Source organism: Enterobacter sp. TMH.L2 (assembly GCF_050847315.1).
Taxonomy (GTDB): Bacteria; Pseudomonadota; Gammaproteobacteria; order Enterobacterales; family Enterobacteriaceae; genus Cedecea.
On the sequence record NZ_CP193791.1, the window covers coordinates 2,093,911 to 2,119,820 of the forward strand.

At 52.9% G+C, this 25,910-nt stretch carries 15 protein-coding genes and 1 pseudogene; 12 read left to right on the plus strand and 4 right to left on the minus strand.

Translation table 11 applies throughout. The annotated features are described in order from the left end of the window. Positions 1 to 10 precede the first annotated feature (10 nt). Positions 11 to 1,471: a cardiolipin synthase gene (gene cls, locus ACREYP_RS10160; RefSeq protein ID WP_008454258.1), complete on the minus strand. Its 1,461-nt coding sequence runs from the start codon at positions 1,469 to 1,471 to the stop codon at positions 11 to 13. A gap of 146 nt (positions 1,472 to 1,617) precedes the next feature. Here cls and ACREYP_RS10165 point away from each other — a divergent pair, with 146 nt between their 5' ends. The 3 genes from ACREYP_RS10165 to ACREYP_RS10175 all read left to right on the plus strand — a co-directional run bounded on the left by ACREYP_RS10165 (position 1,618) and on the right by ACREYP_RS10175 (position 4,294). Further along, a complete protein-coding gene (locus tag ACREYP_RS10165) occupies positions 1,618 to 1,797 on the plus strand; it encodes a YciY family protein (RefSeq protein WP_008454259.1) in 180 nt (59 codons plus the stop codon). Positions 1,798 to 1,976: 179 nt separating this feature from the next. After that, complete coding sequence (locus ACREYP_RS10170) at positions 1,977 to 3,506, plus strand: sensor domain-containing diguanylate cyclase (protein WP_336818177.1); 1,530 nt, start codon at positions 1,977 to 1,979, stop codon at positions 3,504 to 3,506. Positions 3,507 to 3,532: 26 nt separating this feature from the next. Next, the gene (locus ACREYP_RS10175; protein WP_336818178.1) at positions 3,533 to 4,294 is read left to right on the plus strand and encodes an EAL domain-containing protein; all 762 of its coding nucleotides are present in this window, start codon (positions 3,533 to 3,535) and stop codon (positions 4,292 to 4,294) included. A 43-nt stretch (positions 4,295 to 4,337) separates the two neighbouring features. On the opposite strand, the gene ACREYP_RS10180 is transcribed toward ACREYP_RS10175, so the two are convergent. Next, positions 4,338 to 4,634 carry a YciI family protein gene (locus ACREYP_RS10180; RefSeq protein ID WP_008454262.1) on the minus strand — a complete coding sequence of 99 codons (297 nt, stop codon included), beginning with the start codon at positions 4,632 to 4,634 and terminating at the stop codon, positions 4,338 to 4,340. Positions 4,635 to 4,849: 215 nt separating this feature from the next. On the opposite strand from ACREYP_RS10180, the gene tonB reads away from it, so the two are divergent. The 5 genes from tonB (at position 4,850) to ACREYP_RS10205 (ending at position 22,601) form a co-directional block, all read left to right on the plus strand. Continuing rightward, positions 4,850 to 5,584 (plus strand): TonB system transport protein TonB, encoded by a 735-nt coding sequence (gene tonB / locus ACREYP_RS10185; RefSeq protein ID WP_336709651.1) that lies wholly within the window; start codon positions 4,850 to 4,852, stop codon positions 5,582 to 5,584. A 285-nt stretch (positions 5,585 to 5,869) separates the two neighbouring features. Further along, a complete protein-coding gene (locus tag ACREYP_RS10190) occupies positions 5,870 to 7,531 on the plus strand; it encodes a ShlB/FhaC/HecB family hemolysin secretion/activation protein (RefSeq protein ID WP_336818223.1) in 1,662 nt (553 codons plus the stop codon). A gap of 9 nt (positions 7,532 to 7,540) precedes the next feature. Further along, positions 7,541 to 21,655: a hemagglutinin repeat-containing protein gene (locus tag ACREYP_RS10195; protein WP_498881327.1), complete on the plus strand. Its 14,115-nt coding sequence runs from the start codon at positions 7,541 to 7,543 to the stop codon at positions 21,653 to 21,655. Next, entirely contained in the window at positions 21,655 to 22,014 is a 360-nt protein-coding gene (locus ACREYP_RS10200; protein ID WP_008454267.1) for a hypothetical protein, read from the plus strand. Before ACREYP_RS10195 ends, ACREYP_RS10200 begins: the two co-directional genes overlap by 1 nt. Positions 22,015 to 22,136: 122 nt before the next feature. Next, positions 22,137 to 22,601 carry a DUF6572 domain-containing protein gene (locus ACREYP_RS10205; RefSeq protein ID WP_336818180.1) on the plus strand — a complete coding sequence of 155 codons (465 nt, stop codon included), beginning with the start codon at positions 22,137 to 22,139 and terminating at the stop codon, positions 22,599 to 22,601. On the opposite strand, the gene ACREYP_RS10210 is transcribed toward ACREYP_RS10205, so the two are convergent. Further along, positions 22,552 to 22,992, minus strand: a complete 441-nt coding sequence (locus ACREYP_RS10210; RefSeq protein ID WP_008454269.1) for a SymE family type I addiction module toxin — start codon at positions 22,990 to 22,992, stop codon at positions 22,552 to 22,554. The genes ACREYP_RS10205 and ACREYP_RS10210 overlap by 50 nt on opposite strands. Before the next feature lie 285 nt (positions 22,993 to 23,277). Here ACREYP_RS10210 and ACREYP_RS10215 point away from each other — a divergent pair, with 285 nt between their 5' ends. Next, positions 23,278 to 23,577 (plus strand): hypothetical protein, encoded by a 300-nt coding sequence (locus ACREYP_RS10215; protein WP_336818181.1) that lies wholly within the window; start codon positions 23,278 to 23,280, stop codon positions 23,575 to 23,577. Positions 23,578 to 23,861: 284 nt separating this feature from the next. On the opposite strand, the pseudogene ACREYP_RS10220 reads toward ACREYP_RS10215, so the two are convergent. Further along, positions 23,862 to 24,026: pseudogene (locus tag ACREYP_RS10220) on the minus strand (transposase); the annotation flags it as partial. 114 nt (positions 24,027 to 24,140) lie between these two features. On the opposite strand from ACREYP_RS10220, the gene ACREYP_RS10225 reads away from it, so the two are divergent. The 3 genes from ACREYP_RS10225 (at position 24,141) to ACREYP_RS10235 (ending at position 25,383) form a co-directional block, all read left to right on the plus strand. Continuing rightward, on the plus strand, positions 24,141 to 24,395 hold the full coding sequence (locus tag ACREYP_RS10225) for a hypothetical protein (RefSeq protein ID WP_498881328.1): 255 nt from the start codon (positions 24,141 to 24,143) through the stop codon (positions 24,393 to 24,395). 252 nt (positions 24,396 to 24,647) lie between these two features. Next, the gene (locus ACREYP_RS10230) at positions 24,648 to 24,782 is read left to right on the plus strand and encodes an HNH/endonuclease VII fold putative polymorphic toxin (protein WP_336818224.1); all 135 of its coding nucleotides are present in this window, start codon (positions 24,648 to 24,650) and stop codon (positions 24,780 to 24,782) included. Continuing rightward, on the plus strand, positions 24,772 to 25,383 hold the full coding sequence (locus tag ACREYP_RS10235) for a hypothetical protein (RefSeq protein ID WP_336818183.1): 612 nt from the start codon (positions 24,772 to 24,774) through the stop codon (positions 25,381 to 25,383). Before ACREYP_RS10230 ends, ACREYP_RS10235 begins: the two co-directional genes overlap by 11 nt. Positions 25,384 to 25,910: the final 527 nt, after the last annotated feature.

Here is a 25,910-nt window from a genome sequence, read left to right on the forward strand (position 1 = left end):
GCGCCACGTTTTACAGCAACGGACTAAAGAAGTAAAACAGTCGCTCGGTCATTCGCTGCCAGAGCGGGCGTTTTAACCATAAATGCGCGTCCAGCAGCCGCGAGCGTGAGATATAGTCGTCCTGCACCGCAGCTAAATCACCGGCAAAACCTTCATCATCGATGACCAGCGTAATCTCAAAATTCAGCCACAGGCTGCGCATGTCCAGGTTAACCGTGCCGACCAGGCTGAGTTGCCCATCGACCAGCACGCTTTTGGTGTGCAGCAGCCCGCCTTCAAACTGGTAAATTTTCACGCCAGCGGCAAGCAGTTCAGTGAAGAACGCGCGGCTTGCCCAGCCCACCAGTAAAGAATCGTTTTTACGCGGCACGATGATACTCACGTCCACGCCGCGCTGCGCTGCCGTGCAAATGGCGTGGAGCAAATCATCGCTCGGTACGAAGTAGGGGGTCGTCATTATCAGGTATTCACGTGCGGCATAAACGGAGGTCAGCAACGCCTGATGAATCAGATCTTCCGGGAACCCTGGCCCTGAAGCGATAGTATGAATGGTGTGGCCGCTGGCCTCTTCGAACGGCATGATATTCTCATCCGGCGGCGGCGGAAGAATACGTTTCCCGGTCTCTATCTCCCAGTCGCAGGAGTATACGATGCCCATTGCGGTGGCGACCGGGCCTTCCATACGCGCCATCAAATCGACCCACTGACCCACATTCGCATCCTGCTTGAAGAAACGGGGGTCAACCATATTCATGCTACCGGTATAGGCAATATAGTTATCGATCATCACCATCTTACGGTGCTGGCGCAGGTCCATTCGACGCAGGAAAACACGCATCAGGTTAACCTTCAGCGCTTCGACTACTTCGATGCCCGCGTTACGCATCATATTGGCCCACGGGCTGCGGAAGAAGGCGACGCTACCCGCGGAGTCGAGCATCAAACGGCAATGAATGCCGCGTCGCGCTGCCGCCATCAATGATTCTGCCACCTGGTCGGCCATGCCGCCGGGTTGCCAGATATAAAACACCATCTCGATGTTATGGCGTGCCAGTTGGATATCGCGGATCAGCGCCTGCATGGTGTCATCCGAACTGGTTAGCAGCTGGAGCTGATTGCCCTTCACGCCGGCAATCCCCTGGCGGCGCTCGCAAAGCTGGAACAGCGAGCTGGCGACCTCGCTGGTTTCTGAGGCAAAAATATGCTTACAGTTTTTCAGCTCTTTAAGCCACTTAGCGGTAGAAGGCCACATGGCGCGCGCGCGCTCTGCCCGGCGTTTACCGAGATGCAGTTCTCCCACGGAGAGATAGGCAATAATCCCGACCAGCGGCAGAATATAGATGATCAATAGCCAGGCCATTGCCGAAGGGACGGCGCGGCGTTTCATCAATATACGCAGCGTAACGCCGGCGATAAGCAGCCAGTAGCCGAGAATGACCAGCCAGCTCACCACGGTATAGAAGGTTGTCATGCCTTAAAAATCCTTTTGAAACCGAAGAGTTGAGAGTGTACGCAGAACTTTCACTGCTTAACACTAAAAGTATACGCAAAACGGATGGTTTGCCCGGCAGAAGGTTCTATAATGGCGCGTCTTTTTTAGGAAATTGAGTCGTAGACATGAGACGTAGCAGAACGGAAGTTGGGCGTTGGCGTATGCAGCGTCAAACGCAGAAGCGCAGGGCGCGTTGGCTGGAAAGCCAGTCACGGCGCAATATGCGCATTCATGCTATTCGTAAGTGCCTGGTTAACCAGCAGCGTAATTCATTGCTGTTTGCCATCCACGATCGCTGGGCATAAGATCCGGGCACCGCGTGCGGTGCCCATTAAATCCATTAGGAAATAAACCTTCCCTTTACCCTGAATTTATATTTCCAAAGGGCGGAAGTTTGTTTTTAAAATGATCGCGATCATCATTTTAATTAAAATGGACGGCATAATTCACGGAATTTTCTTACCTTGACAGGGTGCCGCAATAAGTGATTAGCGATTTAATTAAAAAGGATTTTTCTTATACCAGGAGAATAAATTTTCTGTTTGTCATTATTCTTGTCGTGCTGGTGATGTTTAGCTCGGTGCTGGCCTGGATAAACTATAATCATCAAAAAAACACGTTGGATGATGAAAACGAAGGTTTTGTTCATAATATTGCGATGTTCTATATCGAGCAGCAGCTGAAAACTTTAGAGAATGCATTGTGGCAAAGCGCTACCCTATTAAATAATAAAAACGTTGATACTCTGGTTAATGCTGAAAATGAAGTTTTGGAGAAACAGCTCACAACATCTATTGCGGTGTTGCCAGCTATTTCAGGTTATATCATTGCCACACGTGATGGAAAGTATAATAGCATACCAAATTCCTATGTTGATAATCGCCTGGACCTGTCAGGACGAAACTGGTACGAAAGCCTCAGCGTAAAAAGTTCTTTTGTGAACTATTCGAATATTTATGCTAATGCAGTTGATAAATCACCGGTAGTGACCATTGCCAAACTGCTGCACGACGATAAAGGCGAGCGGTACGGGATGTTCGCCATGGATCTGAATTTGATCAATATGAGCTATCCGCTACGACAGTTGGAGAGTCCGAATCCAGGGCACTTCTCGATTGTTGACCGTCAGGGAAGAGCGGTGCTTGACGCAGACAGCGATGCTATCGGCACGGAGGTTGTCTCGCCGGCGGTGGTGCAATGTATGACAAATGGCCTGGGGTCATTTCACGATAAAGCAAGTCACAGGCAGTATTACTACTACTCCTTTTCAAACCCGGACTGGTTTGTTGTTTATGCTGTAAAAGACAGAATCATTGATGATGCCGTTTTATATTATATCTGGATCATTTTGGGCGGATTCGTTTTTTGCCTGACAATTTATCTACTATTATGGTTCTTTATGCATCAATCGATAAAGTCGATGGTGATTGATATTATTTCGATGATGCGTTTTGGACGTCTGGACATGAAAGACGGCGTCGATAAAAAAATCATGAATGAAATAAACGCAAGCAGTCAGCAAATAAAAAGTGCAAAAAATGCTTCGCTAACGGATGGTCTCACAGGGTTGCTTAATCGCCGTAGCTTTGATAATGACATTAATTACCTATTAGCCCGGGAAGCACCTTTTAGTCTTGGCATCATTGATATTGATAACTTTAAAAAAATAAACGATGACTACGGGCATCTGGTCGGTGACACGGTGCTAAAGGTCATTGCCGATATTGGCATGGGGTTACTGGACGAACGCGCCAAGCTTTATCGCTACGGTGGAGAGGAAATTGCCTTTATTTATTTTTCCGATAATCAGGTTAAAGCTATGGAAATTATGGAAGGCTGGCGTAAAGCGGTCGAAAGTAAACTCTGGCGTGAACAAGGATTAGTCGTCACCTTTAGCGGCGGTGTTTGCCCATGGCGAGGTGAGGATTATGAAGCGCTGATTGAGAAAGCCGACAGGTTGCTCTACAAGGCGAAATCCAGCGGAAAAAATAAAGTCGTGATCTCGACCAGCTAAGGAAGCCTGCCAAAAGGAGTAGTTACATGGAGAAAAGCGCTGAGTTCATCGTTAATCGGGTGATGAAGAATAACTTCGGCATGGCTTTTGAGTCGTTACTGCAGCCGATTTTCGACACATCAGGTTTTACCTGTGTCGGCGCCGAGATGCTCATTCGAGGCGTGCATCGGCGGGCACTCGTCTCCCCAGACGTGTTTATTAATCGACTGGAAGAAAACGGAGGGATTGTGTCGCTGGGCGAACATGTTATCTCCTCCGCATTTAGCTATATGACGGACGTCATCGTGCCGCATAACGGGAGTTATTTATTGCACCTCAATCTTTCGCCAGTTCAATTGAATGATGCTGGTTTTGCCGATCGGATAGTCGAGCTGGTGGCTCAGCGTCCTGTGCCAGTGCAACGCATTGTCTTTGAGATAACCGACAACAACATTCTGCTAGATGATACCGGGCGCGAAAACGCCACTCGCCTTCGTGACGCCGGTTTTTTACTTGCGTGGGATGATATTCACAGCGTTGAACAGCTTCAAAGCAGACTGGCTCAGGTAGAAACAGACTTCATAAAGCTCGACCGTGCCTGCTTCAGGGCCACATCCGGCGAAGAAACGCTCAATATTATCCGCGGTGCTCAGGAGAAAGAGGTGGATGTTATTGCGGAAGGGGTAGAAACCTTTTCGCAGATGCAAGTGCTGTTCAATAGCAATGTCAGGCTGGCGCAAGGTTATCTTTTCTCACGGCCCCTGAATCAGGACAGTTTTCGCCAGAAGCATTTACAGCTGACAGAGTAACACGCTAATGAGCCTGCAGCCTGCAGGCTCGTCTGAAGGCAAATCAGAATACTTTCTTGTACGGTTTTACTTCAACTTTAGCGTACACGCCTGCGGCGATATACGGGTCTGCATCAGCCCAGGCTTTCGCTTCTTCCAGAGACGCAAACTCGGCAATCACCGTGGAACCGGTAAAGCCGGCGCTGCCAGGATCGTTGCTGTCAACCGCCGGCATCGGGCCTGCGGTCAGGAGACGACCTTCGTCACGCAGCACCTGAAGGCGAGCCAGGTGGGCAGGGCGAACGGACAGGCGCTTTTCCAGTGAATCGGCAATATCTTGGGCATAAATGACGTACAGCACGGGCACACTTCCTTCTTGATGTTGGGTTGTAAACCACGGTAAGTGAACCTCGGGCAGACTGCAATTGAAAGATAAACAGGATGTTAAATCCTTGAGAAAATAGCGGGAAACTCGCGCAGACAGCAGGAAAAAGTGCGCCTTTGGGCAATGCGTTGTTGAATATGATTGTTATTTGCATTTAAAATTGTCGTCTCTTGAAAGACACTGAAACCATTATGACGTCAATGACCCTGGAATTACCTCGCCGCTTTCCGTGGCCGACTCTTCTCTCCGTCGGGATTCATGGTGCCGTTGTGGCCGGGTTGCTCTACACCTCGGTACATCAGGTTATTGAGTCCCCAGCACCTTCGCAGCCGATCAGCGTCACGATGGTTGCGCCTGCTGATCTTGAGCCTCCTCAGCCTCAGGTTGTTCAGCCTCCGCCACAGCCGGTCGCGGAACCCGAACCGGAGCCAGAGCCGATACCCGAGCCGCCGAAAGAGGCGCCCGTTGTTATTCACAAGCCTGAGCCTAAGCCAAAACCGAAGCCTAAACCGGTGAAAAAGGTTGAGCAGCCGAAGCGAGACGTTAAGCCGGTTGAGCCTCGTCAGACTTCCCCGTTTGAAAACAATGCGCCCGTGCAGCCTGCGCCAACGGCAGCGGCGAAACCAGCTCCTGCATCGCCTGCACCATCGGTGAACACCGGGCCGCGAGCGATCAGCCGCGACAGGCCGCAGTACCCAACGCGAGCTTTTGCATTGCGTATGGACGGCAACGTTCGCGTGAAGTTCGATGTCGATGCCGATGGCCGGGTGAATAACGTTGAGATCCTCTCCGCCCAGCCTGCAAACATGTTTGAACGTGAAGTTAAGCAGGCGATGAAGAAGTGGCGTTATGAGAGCGGGAAGCCAGGGCAGGGCATTACCGTCAACATCAAATTCCGCATTAGCGGCGGCGCAAGCATGGATTAATAATCATCACCCACCTTTTAAAAAAGCCACGTATGAGAATACGTGGCTTTTTTATTTCGTGACCTGTTTTGCCTAATGTTGCAGGACAATCATTGTTTAAATATTCATCAGTTAAACGATTCCAGAAAAATAATAAATGAGTTATTTCATTCCTTATCCTAAATTCAATAATCAAACTTAAGGTAAATTAACTACTAATATTAATAGGGTGTTTATTTAAGACTTTTCTTATTTATTGCTGCGCTGGCATACTAAAAGGAAATGACAAAAATAGACTCTTCCTTTATGCGACATTATTATAAGGCCGCCTTTTTGTGCGTGCTTTTTTACTCCGACTTAAACTATGCTGCGCCGCTGACGCCTGCCGACCGGGACACTATTCTCCAGCAGCAGCAGGATTTGCTGTTGCAGAACAGGCAGCAGCGAGAGGAGATCCAGCGTAGCCTCCAGCCCCGACTGGCAAGCCCTGTGGCCCAACCTGACCAGGGACCCTGCTTCACCATTCGCCATATTGATATTGAAAATGCCACGCTGCTTTCCGACCCGGCCCGGAATCGCCTAATTACGCCCTATATTGATCGTTGCCTCGGCATGGCGAAGATCAATCAGCTAACCCGGGATATATCTGACTGGTATATTAGCCGCGGATATATCACCAGCCGGGCATTTTTGACCGAGCAGGATCTTTCTGGGGGAACGCTGCATATTGCCGTGCTGGAGGGCAGGCTGCAGGCTATTCGTATTGAAGGGGCTCCTTCACGCCAGCTAAAAATGGCGTTTCCGGGACTGGAAGGGAAAATACTTAACCTGCGCGATATTGAGCAGGGGATGGAGCAAATAAACCGGTTACGCACCACGCCGGTACAAATTGAAATATTACCGGGCGAGAAGGCCGGGGAATCGATTGTCAATCTCACGGCCACGCCTGAATTTCCATTTTCCGCAGCCGTCGGGTTTGATAACAGCGGGCAAAAAAGCACCGGCACCGGGCAGCTCACCGCCTCGCTGACCGCCAATAATCCGCTGGGGCTGGCTGATAAATGGTTTATCAGCGGCGGGCGCAGCAGCGATTTTGCCAGCGACCATGATGCCCAAAGCTTTCAGGCCGGGGTCAACATGCCCTGGGGTTATAGCCTCGTTGATTACAGCTACAGCTGGAGCGACTACCTCACCACCCTGGATAACAAAGGTTATCTGTGGCGTTCGACCGGGCGAGCCGAAACGCATCGCCTGAACTTCTCCCGCGTGCTTTACCGAAACGGTGACTTAAAAACCGCCGCCTCCATCGGCCTGACTCACCGTATTAGCCGCAACTACCTGAACGATGCGCCGTTGCTTAGCAGCAGCCGGAAGCTCACCAGCCTGCAGTTCGGCCTTAACCACACGCAGAAAATCGCGGGCGGCGTGGCAACCCTGAACCCGTCATTCAGCCACGGCGTGCCGTGGTTTGGGGCCGAAAACGATAACGGCAAGCGGGGCGACGTGCCAAAAGCCGAATTCAAAAAATGGAGCCTGAGCGGCAGTTTTCAGCGCCCGCTGACGCAAAAAATTTGGTGGCTGACCAGCGTCTACGGCCAATGGTCGCCCGATCGGCTTTACGGCAGCGAGCGCTTAACGATAGGCGGTGAAAGCTCCGTGCGCGGCTTTAAAGAGCAATACCTTTCCGGCGATAACGGGGGCTATCTTCGCAACGAACTGAACTATGCCCTGTTCAGCCTCCCTTATCTGGGCGAAGTCAGCCTGAACGCTGCCGTGGATGGCGGTTGGCTGCGCAATGACAACGAAGACCGGCAGGCTTCCGGCACGCTTTGGGGGGCCTCCGCTGGCCTCACTGTCGCCGGGCGCTACTACTCCAGCCAGTTCACCGTTGGCACGCCGCTTCACTATCCGGGCTATCTGGCACCGGATCATCTCGTGATTTATTACCGCCTGGGCCTGGCGATTTAAGGTAAAAATATGGATAAGCACCCGGTTGGATTAGCGCCGCGCCTGTTAAGTTACCTCATCATCTGCCTGATTACCGGGCAGCCGGTCTTTCCGGCGGTGGCGGCGACCATCAACCCGGTCACGCCGGGTACGCAGATGGATCAGGCCGGAAACGGCGTCCCGGTAGTTAACATCGCCACGCCCAACCAGGCAGGTATTTCCCATAACCAGTACCAGGACTATAACGTCGGAAAAGAGGGGCTGATCCTTAACAACGCCACCGGGCAGATGACGCAAACTCAGCTCGGGGGGATTATTCAGAACAACCCTAACCTTCGGGCCGGCCAGGAAGCGACCGGCATCATCAATGAAGTCATCGGCGGCAATCGCTCACAGCTGCAGGGTTATACCGAAGTGGCGGGCAAGGCGGCCAACGTGATGGTCGCGAACCCCTACGGCATTACCTGTAACGGCTGTGGATTTATCAATACCCCCAATGCCACGCTGACCACGGGCAAACCTCAGTTTGATGCGGCAGGTAACCTGCTGGCGCTGGATGTCAGCAAAGGCACCATCACGGTTGAAGGCCAGGGCCTCGATGCCAGCAAAACCGACGCGCTGTCGATCATTGCCCGGGCAACGGAAGTCAACGCCGGTATTCACGCCAAAGATCTTAAGGTGACCGTGGGCGCCAACCGTGTTTCATCCACGGGCGCGGTCACGCCGATAGCCGGAGAAGGTGCCGCGCCCGTGGTTGCGGTGGATACCGGCGCGCTGGGCGGCATGTATGCCAATCGTATTCACCTTGTTTCCAGTGACAAAGGCGTGGGCGTCAACCTGGGGAACCTGAACGCGCGCCAGGGCGACATCACCCTGGATGCCAGCGGCAAGCTGGCGGTGAATAACAGCCTTGCAAGCGGAAGTCTCTCGGCTCAGGCGGATAGCGTCGTGCTGAGCGGCGAGCATAAAAGTGGGGGCGCAACGCAGGTTAATAGCCGCTCTGACATCACCGTCGCCAACGGTAAGTTAGCCAGCGATAGTGACATCACGCTGAACGGCAGCGGAAAACTGGCCCTGAACAACGGCCAGCTCACCGCAGGCAATGACATTGCTCTCAATGCCGGGGCGGTAAGTATGGACGCGGCCAGCGAGGCCAACGCGGGCGGCGCGATTCGGGCCAGCGCGGCGGCAGGCATGGGCAATGCCGGGAAGCTAACGGCGGGGCGAGACATTGCTTTATCCGCTGGCCAGGTAAGCAACAGCGGCCAGATTACGGCCAACGGGGACCTGAACGCCAGAGCCGGCAGCCTCAACAACAGCGGGAACGTACAGGCACAGCGCAATATCCAGCTCGACCTCGGTTCGTTCACGCACAGCGGCCAAATGCTGGCCGGGGCAGGACTCACGGCCACGACCGGGGATGCCTGGATAGACGGCATGTTGAGCAGCGGCACCGACCAGGCGTGGACCAGTCGCAACACCTTCAATATTGGCCGAAATGGTCAACTTCTGGGCAGCGGCAATCTTGCGCTTCAGTCCGGAACGTTCAGTAATGCGGGGACGGTTAACGGCAAGCAGGATGTGACGTTAAGCAGTCAGCAGTTTTACGGCCAACAGGGAAGCTCTCTGGCAAGCGGGGGCAACCTTGAGCTGGTTACTCAGCAGCTACAAAGCGCCGGGCAAATTACCTCGCAAAAAGATCTGACGTTCAAGGGTGAGCGATTTGAAACCCTGGCCGGCGGGCAATTGCAATCTGAAGGCAATATGCTGCTGCAGGCTAATAATAGCCTCACGCTGAGCGGCACGCAGGCCGCAAAAGGTGCGCTCGTGATTAACACCGGCACACTGACACACAGCGGAAGCACCCAAGGTAATACCGTTACGCTTGGCGCCCGTCAGATCGACACCAGCGGAAATATTCAGGCCGATGGCGCAATGTTGCTCACCGCAGACAATATTGTGCAACAGGCCGGTGGTGCCCTGCTGGCGCAAAACAACTTACAGCTTAATGCCCTGAACTTTACCAACCGGGGCTCGCTGGACAGCGATGCGCTGACGCTGGCCATCGTCGGGAATATCGACAACCAGACAAGCGGAAAAATCACCGCTCGCAATGGCCTGAAAAGTACCTCCGATAGCTTTAACAACGCTGGGCAGGTAGCGGCCTCCACGCTTGACGTCGCTGCGCAGACCGCCCTGACAAACACCGGTAGTATGCTGGCTGAGAAAAACCTGAATGCAACGGCGGCGCAGCTAAAAAACACCGGCCAGCTTGAGGCTGCCTCCCTCGCGCTGCATGGCACCGCGCTAGACAACGGCGGCCTGATTCAGGGCGGTCAGAATCTCACGTTAACGGCCGCGGACCTGGCTAACCGAAGCGGCGGAAAAATCATCAGCGGCAGCGGCCTGGCGCTCAGCATCCCGCAGCTCACCAATGCAGGTCTGATTTCCGTTCAGCAGGGACTGGCCATTGATAGCCTGATGCTGGTTAACAGCGGGAATATTGAATCTCAGGCGATGACGCTGAAAGCTGGCCAGCAGGTAGACAATCAGGCCAGTGGCGCACTGCTGGTGAAAGATGCGCTCTCGCTCTCGGCTAGCATCTTCAATAACGCCGGGAGCCTACAGGGAAAAAATCTCGCTATCGGCGCGGGGCAATGGAATAACAGCGGACTGACCCGCGGAAGCGAGAGCTTAACGGCCAGCGTTAGCGGGGAGCTGAATAACGGCCCACAAGGGAAAATCATCGTCGGCCAGCCGGACGCTCTGGGCGTCATCGCCGGCGGTAAGTTTAATCTCAACGCCTGGAGCGTGACCAACGAAGGCTGGCTGCAAAGCGGCGGCGGGGCGAACGTGACCGTTCAGGCCCTGGTGAACGCAGGGGTGATTTCCGCTAACCAGGGCGCAACCCTCGAAGGGCTGACGCTCGATAACCGGGGCCGCATTGAAGCGCAGGATCTTCAGCTAAAACTGCGTGACAAAGTGAATAACTTTGCTGGCGCCGAGCTGGTGGCAAAACGCAACCTGCAGCTTTCTGCTCCTGAGTTAGATAACGCCGGCCAGTTAATTGCCGACAGTACCGTTCTGGATGTGCAAAACGTCGCTAACACGGGCTTGCTGCAAGGGGATTTCGCGCTCAAAGCCACGGGCGACACCTTCAACAATGCCACGGGGGGCACCGTGCTGGCTGAAAGGGAGCTGACGCTTGCCGCTCGCCAGATGACCAATGCGGGAGAGATTCAGGCCGACAGCGCGACGCTCAATACCGGCCAGATGACCAACAGCGGCAAGCTGCTTGGTTTGTCCATCCTCAACCTGACCGCGACTGATAACCTGGCCAATACCGGTAAAATCCTCGGCAAAGACAAACTCCTACTGACCAGCGGCAGCCTCGAAAACCAGGGCACGCTGGCGGCGTCTGATCTCAGCGTCGACAGCCAGCGTAACGTCAACGGCGGCCTGTTGCAGGGCGAAAAATCGCTGCGCCTGGGTGCCACGGTGCTGAACAACCTCGCGCAGGGGAAAATTATCAGCGGCAGCGGGTTGTCGTTGTCTATTCCTGAGCTGAACAACGCCGGGCTGATTTCGGTAGAGCAAGGGCTGACGATCGACGGGGTCAATCTCAGCAACAGCGGGAACATTGAAGCCAGCGACCTGAACCTGGGGCTGACGCAAGGGCTGGATAACCAGGCCAGCGGCGTGCTTCTCGCCGACAACACGCTCTCGGTGACAACGGCCAAAGGCAGTAACGCCGGGAAACTGATTGCCAACAATACAACCCTGACGGTTGATGACCTGACCAATAACGGATTGCTCCAGGGTAACCAGGCCATTAGCTCCCGGGGCAAGACGCTGACTAACGGTGGCCCAGGCCAGCTATTAAGTGACGGAAACATTGCCGTGAATGCTGCGCGTCTGGATAACGCCGGCCGACTGCAGGGGAGAAATATTACGCTCACCGGCGGGCAAAACGGCGGTGAAAATACAGGGCAGATCCTTGGCCGTGACGCGCTGAATATTTTATTCGGCGGGGCGTTCAACAACGGCGGCCGGCTGATTAGCCAGAACACTCTCGGCCTGACGACCGGGCCACTCAGCAATACCGGCATTATTGCGGCCTCTACCCTGAATATAGATGCCGGGTCAGCCCAGGCAAACAATAGTGGCTTGATTCAGGCCGACGGCAAACTCACCTTCACCGCCGCTGCCCTGCAAAACGACAAAGGGGCCACGGTGGCTGGCGGGGATGACGTCACCCTGACGCTGCCCGTACTCAACAACGCGGGCAGTCTTTCTGCCGGCAAACATCTACAGCTTGACGGGGAAAGTTTAAATAACCTCGGTACCCTCGACGCACAAAGCGTGGATCTGAGTCTGAGCGGGCAGTTAAACAATCTGGCCGGAGCCTCACTGCTGGCGGACAACAGGCTGGCAATGACCGCTCACGGCTGGACTAACGCCGGGCAAATTATCGGTGACAACGTCACGCTCTCTGTTCTGCAGGGGCAAAACGATGGCCTGCTGCAGGGCGACAGCAGTTTGAAGCTCAACGCCACTCAGTTTGGCAACGGCGCGGCAGGCAAAGTGCTGACCGGAGGCTGGCTTGATCTTCGCGGCGGCCAGTGGAACAACAACGGGCTGCTTCAGGGGCAAACCCTGACGCTGCAAGGCGGCGATCTGAGTAACATCGGATCGCTGTCCGGCAAAGACAGGCTGTCGATTAACACCGATAAATCGGTCACTAACGACGGGCAGATTCTGAGTCAGGGAGAGCTGCAGCTTTCCACCGGCCAACTGGATAATAATGGCGTCCTGGCCGCGACCAGGGCCGGTGTTCAGGCCGACACGCTTAACAACCGGGGAACGCTGCAGAGCAACAGCGGGTTGGATCTCCTCAGTGCCGTTGTGACAAACAGCGGCACGCTGCTGGCTAAGCAGGGGCTGAATATCACCGGCACCAGCCTCGACAACGGCGGTATCGTTCAGGGGGACACGCTCACTCTTGCCTTGCAAAACGGGCTAACCAACCAGGCAACAGGAAAACTGCTGGCAACCGGCACGCTTGATGTCAGTGGAGAGTCGCTGAGCAATAGCGGTGCGGTGGCAGCGGATAACGCGCGCCTGGCGGTAAACATTTTCAATAACGGTGGGCTGGTGCAGGGCAATAATGGCCTGTCGCTGTCCGGTGCAGGGGCAAATCGCCCTCAGACCATGCTGCTGAGAAGTTTTGCCGCAGCGCCACCTCCGGCCGTTCGTGTCCTGAATAACCTGAGCGGCGGGAAGCTGCTGAGCGGCGGCCAGCTCGACATTGCCGCTAATGATGTGAGCAACGCTGGCACCGTTCAGGCCCGCGACAATCTGACCTTCACCGCAGGAAGCCTGAATAATCAGGGTACACTTTCGGCGGGCAGTTTAGCGCTCGATATCGCCGGACAGTTGAATAACCAAAGCGGCGGCAAATTACTGGCGGCAGATACGCTGCAAGGCCTGAGCGAAACCCTGGCTAACGGCGGCGTGATTGCCGCAGGCAAGCTCGAACTCGGCAGCAACCGCATTGATAACCAGGGCGTGCTCCAGGGCGACACTGCGCTGGCGCTGAATACTCCGCAGCTCAACAACCTGGCCGACGGGCAGATCGTGAGCGGCAGCTCGCTGAACCTGACCATTCCGCAGATGGTCAACCTGGGCCTGATCTCCGTGAAGGAGGCGCTTGCGCTGTCAGGCGCGAGCCTGGATAACCAGGGCATGCTGCAGGGCGGCAGCCTGGCGCTGAACTTTACCGACAACATCCTCAACCGCAACGCGGCCAAACTGCTGGCAGAGAAAGGTCTGTCTCTGCAAACGGCCAATCTTAACAATCAGGGCACGCTGGCAGGTGACACCGCAGAGATAACGACCAATACCCTGAACAACGCAGGCTTGATGCAGGGCAATACGGCGCTGACGCTGGCCTCGGGTACGCCATCCACGCTGACAGTCACGAACCAGAATAACGGGAGAATACTGACCGGCGGGGCGCTGGCGCTTAACCTGTCGACGCTCGCCAATCAGGGAACCCTGCTGGCTCAGCAGGGAATGACCGTCCATGCCTATACCGTGGACAACCAGGGCACGATGCAGGGGCAAGATCTGACGGTTAACGCTTCCACGGTGAATAACTTGTCCGGCGGCAAAATGCTCACGGGGGGTCAGCTGGCGCTTAATGGCCAACAGATCGCCAATGCCGGCATTATGCAGGGCCAGACCCTGGGCGTGAAAGCGACTAACTGGGACAATAGCGGCAGCGCGCTCGGCCTCAACGGGCTGACGGCTCAGGTTGATAACGAACTCATCAACGGTGGGCGTTTGCTCAGCCAGGGCGTGAGCCAGATAACCGCCGGAACGTTAACCAACACCGGCGCAGTGTTGAGCGAGGGGGACTTAACCCTCAGCGGCGGCGCGCTGCTGAACCGCGGCAATATTCAGGGCAGCAATCTCACGGCCAACAACGGGGCGATAGACAACGCGGGTTCGGTAATTGGCCTGAAATCGCTGACCCTGCAGCCTCAGCAGGACATCAACAACCGGCTGGGCGGCGCCATGCAAACCCAGGGCGCCATGCTGGTGTCCGGGCAGAACGTCACCAACGGCGGCCTGTGGCAGGCGCAGTACCTGAAGCTGAACGCTCTGCAACTGCAAAATAACGGCACGCTGCAAAGCACCGGTAACCTCGATCTGGCGCTGGCATCCGGCCTGACGAATAGCGGCTCAATAACGGCCAATAACGCGGCCACCGTCACGGCGCCGGGGATAACAAACCAGGGGCAGATCCAGGCCAAAAATGTTGCGCTCAGCGGCAATTCACTCAATAACGGCGGCACTATCAGCGGCGTTGACGGACTGGGGCTCTCGCTGGGCGGTAACCTGGACGTGCAAAGCGGCGCGAAACTGCTGACCAATGGCTTGCTGACCGTTGGGGCCAATATCATCACCAACCTCGGCCACGTTCAGGGCAACGCGGTGACGCTCAACGCGGCCGCACTGAACAATCAGGGACGTATAGAAGCGAATTCTGCCCTCACCGGCACGCTGAGCGGCAGCCTGGATAACGGACAGAATGCGGTCTTGCTCAGCCAGGGCAGCCTGGATCTTGGGGCGCAGCAGCTAACCAATACCGGCACCGTTCAGGGGAACGGCAATACTCGGATCGACCTGCGTGAGCGCGGCAGCAACCAGGGCCAGCTCCTGAGCGGCGGTCTGCTTACGCTCAACGCGCCTGGGTTTACCAACGGCGGCTGGGTGCAGGGCTATGCGCTGGCGCTTAATGCGGGCTCGCTCAGCAACAGCGGGACGGTGCTGGCACAGCAGCAGGGGACGATCGGCGGCAGCTATATCCTGAATAACGGCATGTTACAGGGGGGGAGTTTAACCGTTAATCCAGGGCAACTGGACAACAACGGCACAGTGTATGCCACACAGAGCCTGGGCATCACGGCCAGCCAGGTTAACAGCTCTGCCGGGGCGCGGCTGCTTAGCCAGGGCAACATGGGAATTAACGCCGGGAATACCAGCCTGCAGGGGCAGGTGGCGGCGCTGGGCAACCTGTCGCTGAACAGTCAGGGCAGCTACAACCAGCTGACCACGCTGGCGGCTGGCAATACGCTGGCGGTCAGCAGTCAGGGCGATATTAACGTCAATGGCCTGCTACAGGGCCAGGGCGTGCAGCTCTCTGCCGCAGGCACGTTGAATAATAACGGGCAGGTCCGGGCGGGCTACGGCGAAAGCCACCTCAATGCCGGGCAGCTGAATCTGAACGGCGCAGGTAGCGTGCAGGCGGGTGGGACGCTGCGCCTGACCAGCCAGAACGGCATCAACAACGCGGGCTTCGTCGGCACCGCCGGTGATTTAATTGCCAGCGCGGGCGGGACGCTTCTCAACAGCGCCCTGCTGTATGCGGGCAATAACATGAGTCTGTTTGCCAACAGCATTCGCAACTATCGCGGCGATATTCTGGCGGGCAACAGCCTGTGGATGCAGCGTGATGCGGCGGGCAATGCCAACGCCGAAGTGATGAACACCTCCGGAAGTATTGAAACGCAGAATGGTGATATTTCTATTCGCACCTTGCATTTATTGAATACCCGCAATGGCCTTAGTATTCAGCAAACTACAACAAATAATTCGACTGTGGCGGGTATTGGGAGTGCTTCCATTTTTGTTAAACCAGAGCAATTACCTGGCGGCGCAATGGGGTATTTTACCACTGATGAGGTTGTTCAAGTTGGTTCATGTAATGGCCACGGGGCGTGTAATTACGTGCACCACACATATTACCATTATGCCCCCTTCAAAGATTTTGCTACGCAAAAATTCGCAGTTTCACAAACAAATATAACTGTTGCTACAAATGGTGGAAGCGGCAGGATTGCTGCTGCGGGTAGCATTAACGGTAGTATTGATAATCTCGAAAACCAGGCGAGTAATATTCTTGCGGGTAGCAATATTATATTCACCGGAACACAGTTAAATAACCAAAGCTGGCAGGCAGGCACAAACTACGACTTTTTAGTTTACCAATACGCCGATCCTGGTACGCGTAAGCCTCGATTTGCGAATATTAAAGAGGCTCCGCTTGGCGCCGAAATAAAGGGTAATGGTGCGCAATTTAACCTCACTGGGCATGATACTCAGTATGAGCCGGGTGAAATTTATCGTTCGGTCATTCAGGCCGGAGGCGCAGTCGTCGCCAACTTTAGCAACAATATCAGCAATACCTCTGTCTCAGCCAATACCCCCGGCTATACCCCAGGACGAAGTGCTCCGGGGCTTAATTTAGCCGGTGGTCCTGGTGTAACTGGCGGCGCGCAGGCCACCGATCTAAAGACGGGCACCAATAATACTGTGACCGCACCGCAGGCAACGATCAATTTGTCTGGAACCGGGATTGGTAACATCGAAAACCCAATCGGAAGCGGCGGATTAGCCGCCGTGAATAGTCGGCCGCAGAATGGCGCGGACTATGGTCAGGCCGGCGGTAAGATCGCCGATGTCAACCTAGGCCAGCAGGGCGGGCCTGATATTGATTTAGCGGGCAACGCGACGGGACTGGCGGATTCGAAGGCGAATGGTGGCAATCTAACGCCTGTAAACGGTGAGACCGTTGAGCTGACCAAACAGCAATCGGGCGAGCCCTCTCGTCATAAAAATGATGATATTGCCGCCGCTGCCGCTCAGGTGATAGCGCAATCCAGCGGGGGGAAAACACCGCCTCCGCCGGGCTATGATTATCGCCCCATTGAACTGACGAACATCTCGGATATTACCTCGAAGCTGACGGCCAGCGGGTCGCCAGTTAAGCTCAGCGATTATCCGCTGCCTGCCAGCGATAACGGCTATTTTGTTACGAATAAAGATCCGAAAAGCCCGTATCTGATCGTCACCAATCCCAAGCTGGATAGTCTTGGACAGCTGGACAACAGCCTGTTTAACGATATCTATAAGCTTGCCGGGATGGCCGGACCAACCGCACCGCAGGAAACGCGCGCCACTTATACCGATACCAATAAATTCCTCGGCTCGGATTATTTCCTGGCTCGACTGAACCTGCGCCCGGACTATGACTACCGCTTCCTCGGGGATGCGGCTTTTGATACCCGCTATGTCAGTAATCAGATCCTGAATCAGACCGGCAACCGCTACGTGAACGGCGTCGGCTCCGATCTGGAGCAGATGCAGTACCTGATTGACCATGCCGCTCAGGCTCGTGACAAACTGGGTCTTAAACTGGGCGTCAGCCTGTCTGCCGATCAGGTCGCGGCCCTGGACTCCAGCATCCTGTGGTGGGAAAACGCGGTAATCGACGGGCAAAACGTCCTCGTGCCTAAAATGTATATCTCGCCGAAGGATGTTGCGGTGAATAACGGCAGCGTCATCGCCGGGAATCAGACGATCCTTAACGCCGGGAATATCACCAACGACGGCAGTACATTGCAGGGCAAAGCGCTGCTGAGCGCCAGCAGCCAGAACGCCATCAGCAATATTAACGGCGGGGCCATTAACTCGGGCGGCAGCCTGCAGCTCAGCGCCCTGGGCGATATCAACAACATAGGCTCCACCATTGCCGGGCAGAAAGTGAGCCTCGAGAGCGTGGGCGGCAGCATTATTAACCAGACGCTGACCAGCCAATGGAATGCCTCCGGCAAAACCGGCGGCTGGAATGGGATGGATGTAGCCTTCACTCAAACTGACCTGGGCCCACTGGCATCGATTACCGCCGCCGACGGCCTGAGCCTCAGCGCGGGTAAAGATATCCTCAATACCGGCGCCAATCTCAGCGCAGGTGGCGACATGCTGCTCAAGGCGCTGGATAACATTTCCCTTACGGGCAACCAGCTTGTGGAGCGCGACCAGCGTGGCCGCAACATCAATGAATCCATCACCAGCCAGGGCAGTAACGTCAACAGTGGGGGGAACTTGAGCCTGCAGGCCGGGCGCGATCTGACCGTCACCGGCAGCAACCTCAATGCCGGGGGCAGCGCCGCGCTATGGGCAGGGAACGACCTGACGCTGGACGTGGCGAAGAACAGCCGCCATAGCCAGACCAGCAATATGGACATCCTTGATACCAGCAATACCCGCACGACCATTAGCGCCGGGAAGGATCTCTCCCTGGCGGCAGGGCGAGACTTGAGCAGCATTGGCGCGGCACTGGCAGCAGAAGATAACGTCGGCTTACAGGCCGGCAGGGACGTTAACTTAGATGCGGCGGAATCTACTCACAGCGATAAGTACACCGCGAAGAAAAAAGTCGATATCAACGAATCCGTGCGCCAGCAGGGCACGGAGATCGCCAGCGGCGGGAACACCACAATTATTGCCGGGCGCGATGTGAACACCCAGGCCGCGCAGGTGACGGCCCACGGGGATATCGGGGTAGGTGCAGGGCGGGATATCAACCTGGTCACGGCTACCGAGAGCGACTACCACTACGACGAAGAAACCAAAACCAAAAAAGGTTTCCTCAGCAGCAAAACCACGCACACCATCAACGAAACCAGTTCGACTCGTGAAGCCGGAACGCTGCTGAGCGGCGACAATGTGACGCTGAAAGCAGGCAATGACCTGCTGGTGAAAGGCTCATCCGTAGTGGGCGACGGCAATGTGGCGCTGAACGCGGGTAATAACGTCGATATCGTGGCTGCGACGGACACGGACACCGCCTGGCACTTTAAGGAGACCAAAAAGAGCGGCCTGATGGGCACCGGCGGCATCGGCTTTACCATCGGCAGCAGCAAAAGTACCTACGATCTGCGTGAGCAAGGCACCACCCAGAGCCAGAGCATCAGTACCGTGGGATCTACCGCCGGCAACGTCAGCGTGAACGCCGGGGGAACGGCGCATATTGGCGGTGCCGATCTGGTCGCAAGTAAGGACCTGTCGGTCGCCGGCGGTAGCGTTCTCATTGAGCCGGGGCACGACAAACGTACCCGCGATGAGAAATTTGAGCAGAAGAGCACCGGGCTGACCGTGGCGCTGTCCGGGGCGGTAGGCGACGCTGTCAACAGCGCGGTAGAGACCGCGCAAACAACCAAAAATGAAAGTGACGGCAGACTGGCTGCCCTGCAGGCCACGAAAACGGCGCTGGCCGGGGGCCAGGCATATCTGAACGCCCAGAAAGCGGGGGCAGAAAAAGATCCTGATAACGGTATCCGGGTAAGCGTCTCCCTGACCACGCAAAAATCGAAATCTGAGCAGCACGCCGAGTCGGATGTGGTCAAAGGCTCGACCCTCACGGCCGGGAATGATCTGAGCATCACCGCCACCGGAAAAGGAAACAGTGCGGACAGCGGCAATATCCTGATTGGCGGCAGCCAGCTCAAAGCAGGGGGAGACACTTCTCTGGCGGCGAGCAACGACATTCTGCTGAGCGGAGCAGCCAATACGCAGCTGACGACCGACAAAAACAGCAGCAGCGGCGGAGGTATTGGCGTTGGTTTCGGCGTGAACAGCGGTTCGGCGGGGCTCAGCGTCTTTGCCAACGTCAACGCCGCCAACGGTAAGGACAAAGGGAACGGCACCAGCTGGACGGAAACCACGCTCGACAGCGGGGGCGCGGTGTCGCTCACCAGCGGCCGGGACGCCATTCTGAACGGGGCCCAGGTCAACGGCGATAAAGTTGTCGCCGATATTGGCCGGGATCTGCTGATCGGCAGCCAGCAGGACTCGAATAGCTACGACAGCAAGCAAACCAGTGTGGCTGCAGGCGGGAGCTACACCTTCGGAGGCGGTGGTGGTTCTGGCTATATCAGCCTCAGCCAGGACAAGATGAAGAGCACCTATGACTCGGTGCTGGAGCAAAGTGGTATTTTTGCCGGAAACGGCGGCTTTGACATTACCGTGGGCAACCATACTCAGTTGAACGGGGCGGTGATCGCCAGCCGGGCCGGGGCGGATAAAAACAGCCTCGATACCGGGACACTGGGCTTCTCTGATATCGGCAACAAAGCCGACTATAAAGTCAGCCACAGCGGCATCAGCCTGTCCGGTGGCACGAATATGTCCCCTGGATCAATGCTGGCCGCTAACGGCCTCGCGAACGTCGGCACGCTGCTGGCCGGGATGAACGGGAAAGGTCACGCCGAAGGCACCACGCAATCCGCCGTGGCGGATGGTAGTATCACGGTTCGTGACAAGGCGAATCAGCAGCAGGACGTTGCCACGCTGAGTCGCGACACCGAACATGCCAACGGCAGCATCGGGCAGATCTTTAACAAAGAGGAAGAGCAAAAACGCCTGCAGACGGCGCAGCTGGTGGGTGAGATCGGCGGCCAGATGACCGGCGTGGTGGCCACCTATGGCGATCTGCAGGCGCTGGATGCCGTGCGTGCAAAAGATAGCAAATACGCCAGCATGAGCGCTGCAGAACTGCGTAATACGGAGGACTACCAAAAAGCCTTTGGCGACTACGGCATCGGCGGTAAATACCAGATGGTGGCGCAGTCGGTGAGCGGCATTCTGGCGGGCGCCGCCGGGGGCGATTTCAATAAAGCCCTGGCGGGTGGCCTGAACCCGGTGATGGCGCAGGTTATTAAAGGGGCCACTACCAGGGGTGACGAAGTCAATGAACCTGCCAATCTGATGGCGCACGCGGTCTGGGGCGCTCTGGCGGCGCAGCTTTCAGGCGGCAATGCAGCGGCAGGCGCGGCGGGCGCATTCAGCGGCGAGCTGGCCGCAAGGCATATCGCCGCCGAGATGTTCCCGGATACAAAACCTGGGGATTTGAATCAGGACCAGAAACAGCTCGTTAGTTTGCTGGGCACCATGGCGGCAGGGATCGCCGGCGGCGTGGTGGGGAATAGCACCGCAGCGGCGACCACGGGCGCGCAGGCCGGGAAGAATGCGGTTGAGAATAATGGGTTAAGTAGCACTCAAGCACTGACCTTTGATAAAGAGCTGTCGGACTGCCGAAAATCCGGCAGTGACTGCCAGGCAGTGATTGATAAGTGGAAACAGGTTAGCGACAAGCAAAGCGCCGAAACAGACCAGAAGCTGAAAGACGATCCGCTAGCGGCCCGAGTGATGGATAAGGAAGTTGCTCAGGGCGGCTATGATATGGCAGAACGTCCAGGCTGGCTGAGTAACATTGGTGCAGATGTAATGACCAGTGATGAGGCTAAAGCTTACGTGCAGCAGTGGAATGGTCAGGATCTGGCTAATATTGATGTTAACAGCCCGACCTGGACGAAGTTTGCGGTATTTGCCTCAGATCCAGAAAACCAGGCCATGTTAGTTTCGGGTGGGTTACTGGCAAAAAGTTTAGTGCAACTAACAAAGGCTACTATAACCAACTTATCCCAAGGCGGAGCACCATTTGCAATAAAAAGTATGCAAGTTGGATTACGTAATCCACAATATGTGGATGAGCTTAAAAAAGATATGACGAGTGGTAATTACAGATTTACTGCACCCGAGGGGCGTATTGCTGGATATGTTGATAGCAAAGGTAATTATTATATATCTGAAGGCAACCATAGGATGGTGGCTGCCCAGGAAATATACAAAAAAACAGGAGATGCTTCATATATAGAAAAACTTATACAAAATGGCTCATGGACTCAGACTAAAAATGCTCCGGCTGGCGCTTCTTCTATGCCGACAAGAAAATGATGAATTTTATGAATATTAATGAAGGGGGCTGCGTGTATAAAAATGAAGTATACGTGAGAATGCTAGGGCTTGCGCTGCCTTACATACGAAACCTACTACAACTGGAAAAGAAAGAAAAAATTCTGAATTTATCTTGCTATCTGGAAACTGATCTTGTTCATAATTTGACGGTTACCATCCTAGATAAAAACTTTACGGATCACGACATATGGTTTTTGAATCACCAAGCAAAAGCTTACTTTGAAAAATGTAATGAAGATATATCGCCAAATTACAATCAACATATTACGTATATAAAAGAGTTATTTAATATGGTTCCTGGCGATTTGAAATCTAAATTAACGTGGATTGGCCCATAATAAAATAAATCGCATACCTTCATTGTTGATGTTTTAGTTTATATGCCAGTCAGTCACTTGCCTAATTTTGCGGTGAATGGAGATGGCTTGGCAATGGAATACTCTTAAACCACCGACAAAAATTGATATCATCAGACCAGAGAAGAAGACAAAGGGATAAATATGTCAGTAGAGGATGTGAGAAAATTGACTCGATTAATATACCTAACGATAACCGTAACACGGTTAGTCTGGGTATATCGGATCATTTAACTTGGGATGATTCTATTGGCGAACATTTGTATAAGCTTCAAGAAAAAATAAATGCTTATATTGATTTTATTGAAAGCGGAGAGATATATGAAGCATTTCCTGCATCAAAAGATACAGAGCTTAAAATTATAGATATTTATTTCAAATATAATCCTGCAGGAGAGGCGATTTCTTTTTTAGAACAGGTGTCGAATGTTCTGCAATCAATCAACATAGAATTAAGTTATCAAACATTGAAATTACAAAAATCCCAACCTCTCGCGGTTGGGATTTTCACGTTAAGTCTCAGTTCTTACCCCGCTTCAGGCCGTCATAGCGGGGCGATTCCCGTCTGATAACCGGGATATCGCCGGTATCGTTCAATGCTCCAGGAAAGCTTTTGATCCACTGCTGCATCTTCTTCTTGTTGAAATGTGTGACGCTTAACCCCTCGGCACAGCCCCAAAGTTCGCGGCTGTTCTGGGTGGTGATCACAATGCAGTCCGGCATCACCCGGATTTTTATCGGCATACCCGGTGTAAACCCGGCCTGTGAAATCCACGTGCCCTGAAGCGGCAGATAGTCGTACCGAACCCGATCGTAAAACTCAGTGCGTGAAGGTGGGGCCGGTGGCAAGCACTTATCTGGTTTATTGCGTGCCGAATCGCAGTATTCAGCGTTATTTTCCGGTGCGGTTGATTTTGTTTTGGAAATAGTGACTTCTGGCTTAAAATTCTTCGCAGCCATGTTCAACTCCTCTTTAGTTGCATGTGGTCAGCGACATGGAGGTGGTGAGACACCTTTATGTCGCGCTACTTAATCATTAATTTCTTATGTCGTACTTCTCTTCTGTAAGCCATTCGCTTCAACACCTGGGTATTATATCATGCTGTACAAAAACACAGAGCCTGATTCACTGGCTATATACAATCTTGCGAGGTGTCTTCTAAAAATAATACGATAGAGTGCAACGTTGCATTACAGATTAGAAATACGATAGTTTATCTTTATGCAGAGCTGGATAACTAAGAAATGAAACAGACTGAACGAGTTAACGAATGGCTAAAAAAAAGACGTTCCATTTACTTTTTTTTACCCAATGGCCCTTATGGACGGCCATTTGATAATCAATATTATTTTGATGAAGTTAAAGAACTGGAAGATGGGTTTATCATTCATTTTACTGATGGTTTAGCTCTCCGCTTCAACGGAGAAGTCACGATATTAGAGAGTGAAGATAAATTAATCATTGAAGATTTCAGAGTATGCGAATTTGAGTGCAGGGGAATAATCCAGTCCAGATACGATTACGGTCATGTTTCACTTTGCTAGGTGATATATCAATGCTAGTTCATGATGCAACATGAATATTTTTGCCATGATTCTTTGTAGCTGTTGAAAAGGGTGTTGTATGAAAGAATTTAGACAGTGATTATAATATCACGGACGCAGTGATATATACTTGAGTTTTCCTATTGTTTGAAAAATGGGTAATATTTGTCCTCAACTCAGATAAGGGGAGATGCTTGGAAATGATATCCACTTGCCCTGAAGTGGTAGATATTCGTACCGCTCCCGATCATAAAACTCGTTGCCGGGAAGTGGCTGCTGGAACTCTTTTTGATATCAGAGGCTTCCATGCCGCCGAACTTCGCTTTCCAGTTGTAGTACGAGGCTTCAGAGATCCCGGCCTCGCGGCACACATCCTTAACGGTGCGTCCGGCTTCGACGGACTTCAGAACGGCGATGATCTGGTGTTCGGTGAATAGTGCTTTGCGCATGGTGAGCTCCTCCGGGGACGTAATCAGTATGCCGGAAGATCTCTAAATATGAATGGTCCGTTTTGCCGGGATGCTTACAGTAAAAGATGAGTTAGATAAGATGGATAAAAAATAATGAAGCGTTTCAGTAAGGTTGGTATGTCTTGGTTTTTTTTCTTAGTGGCTTATTGTGCGGTTTTAATCACCGCCGTACTTTTTATTTGCCAGCTTACATTGTCAATGATTTCATACATCAATAATGGCGTATTTATTTTTTCATGGAAAGAGTCATTATATATTGCCTTAAGAAAAGGAAGTGTTGCGGGAGCCACTTTAGGTGCAGGATTGTGGTTAAAAGATAAGTTGTATAACCTCCGTAAAAGAACATAGTGGTTTAACATTCGAGTAACTCCATACATGATAGTAAGATGGCATCTCTGTTTGGCGCTAATGAAAACCAGACAATGCCGGGTTTCTCTTAAGCATTAATCTATCCTGTCTCCTGAAGGTTCTGTAAGATCAGGGGCATTTAATGAGGCTAAAAGACGTTCTGGTATTCCGGTAAGCCAAAGCCCTAGCAAATTATATCCAAATGTTGATAGGCGAGATAACCCTCAGCCTGGTTATATATATGAGTTTGAGATCCCTAAACCAGGTGGTGGAACTCAGAAAGTATTTATTCGGGATGATGCTGGTGGACATTTCTTTGCAGATGATCCAAGTCAGAACCGAGGTCCACATTTTAATGATGAAAAAGATAATCATTATGAATACTAACTATGTTAAGCGTTATGCTAAAAATATAAATGGCAAAAATGATATTTGTAATTTTGATGGTTTACTTCCTTCATTAGATGGGATTTCAGCTGTTAGTTGGGAATGGCATGGATACTCTCGAAGAGAGTATGGAGGGGAGTTATTAAAAAAAATGTTTTCTGTCTTGACTGATAATGGTAACGATAATATTCACTTAATGGTTCAATTGTCACCAGAACAGCCCAATACTGCGATAGTAAATTATAAAAAAACATGGGGGTTGATAGAGTCTTCAGGAGTAAAAGTGGATGTGTTTTGGGGTAAGAAATCCTTTATTGACAAAGGAAGTAAAGGGTTGATGTTAACCGGACTCTGTTGTGCCGTTAGTTGCCTTGCCAGTGACATTCAGAAGTTAATAAATGTTGAAGAAAAGCTTTTTTTTGCTAATATGCCACCAGACTTAATTGATACCAATGTTTCTCTCGGGGGGCGGATGGAAAAATGGATTGAGAATATATTGCATAACGATGGGGTTATATTTTTTCTCTTAGGTCGATTTGATGAAAGTGACTCAGAGGTTGTTGCTATTGGTAAAGAATTTACTTTGGAGAATATTATGTGATCAACGTTTTTTGTGTTTAAAAATATTTAAAATCAGTGTTGCATCATTAGTTAGTAATTGATACTCATCATCGGTAAAAGATAGCCATGGTTAGTTTCCGACAAGATTAATTCTTCTTTTGCGGATGTGCTTCTCTAGCTGTTGCGATTTATCTATATTGCCTGAGTTTTAATAATAATTGTTGAGAATAACTCGCTGAGTGGTGACAAAGCCCGTGAAGCCGTTAAGCAAAGTGCTGAAGCCTGGAAAAACTTGGTCCGGAATAAACTGGGTGAAGGTTCTCTGTCTGCAATGGTTAACAGTGTTATTAGTGCAGCAGCGGATACCGGTGACTCAGCATTGGGTGCAGCTGACTATGGAGCCGATGCAACAATGGCGCTAACAGCCTGTGCCGTTGGTGATAGTTACTGTAACAAGGCGCTAAGCGATCTGTCGGGTAAGAGTCAGGCAGTAGCGGATAGGGTTACAGCTCTGATGAAAATAATGAGATTTTACATAACGTTATCGATGGCGTTACCACCTTTAGT

Coding starts and splice junctions, on each gene's coding strand:
- cls (WP_008454258.1), bottom strand. CDS start 1,471: ATGACAACCTTCTATACCGTGGTGAGCTGGCTGGTCATTCTCGGCTAC.
- ACREYP_RS10165 (WP_008454259.1), top strand. CDS start 1,618: ATGAGACGTAGCAGAACGGAAGTTGGGCGTTGGCGTATGCAGCGTCAA.
- ACREYP_RS10175 (WP_336818178.1), top strand. CDS start 3,533: ATGGAGAAAAGCGCTGAGTTCATCGTTAATCGGGTGATGAAGAATAAC.
- tonB (WP_336709651.1), top strand. CDS start 4,850: ATGACGTCAATGACCCTGGAATTACCTCGCCGCTTTCCGTGGCCGACT.
- ACREYP_RS10190 (WP_336818223.1), top strand. CDS start 5,870: ATGCGACATTATTATAAGGCCGCCTTTTTGTGCGTGCTTTTTTACTCC.
- ACREYP_RS10195 (WP_498881327.1), top strand. CDS start 7,541: ATGGATAAGCACCCGGTTGGATTAGCGCCGCGCCTGTTAAGTTACCTC.
- ACREYP_RS10200 (WP_008454267.1), top strand. CDS start 21,655: ATGAATTTTATGAATATTAATGAAGGGGGCTGCGTGTATAAAAATGAA.
- ACREYP_RS10210 (WP_008454269.1), bottom strand. CDS start 22,992: ATGGCTGCGAAGAATTTTAAGCCAGAAGTCACTATTTCCAAAACAAAA.
- ACREYP_RS10215 (WP_336818181.1), top strand. CDS start 23,278: ATGAAACAGACTGAACGAGTTAACGAATGGCTAAAAAAAAGACGTTCC.
- ACREYP_RS10225 (WP_498881328.1), top strand. CDS start 24,141: ATGAAGCGTTTCAGTAAGGTTGGTATGTCTTGGTTTTTTTTCTTAGTG.
- ACREYP_RS10235 (WP_336818183.1), top strand. CDS start 24,772: ATGAATACTAACTATGTTAAGCGTTATGCTAAAAATATAAATGGCAAA.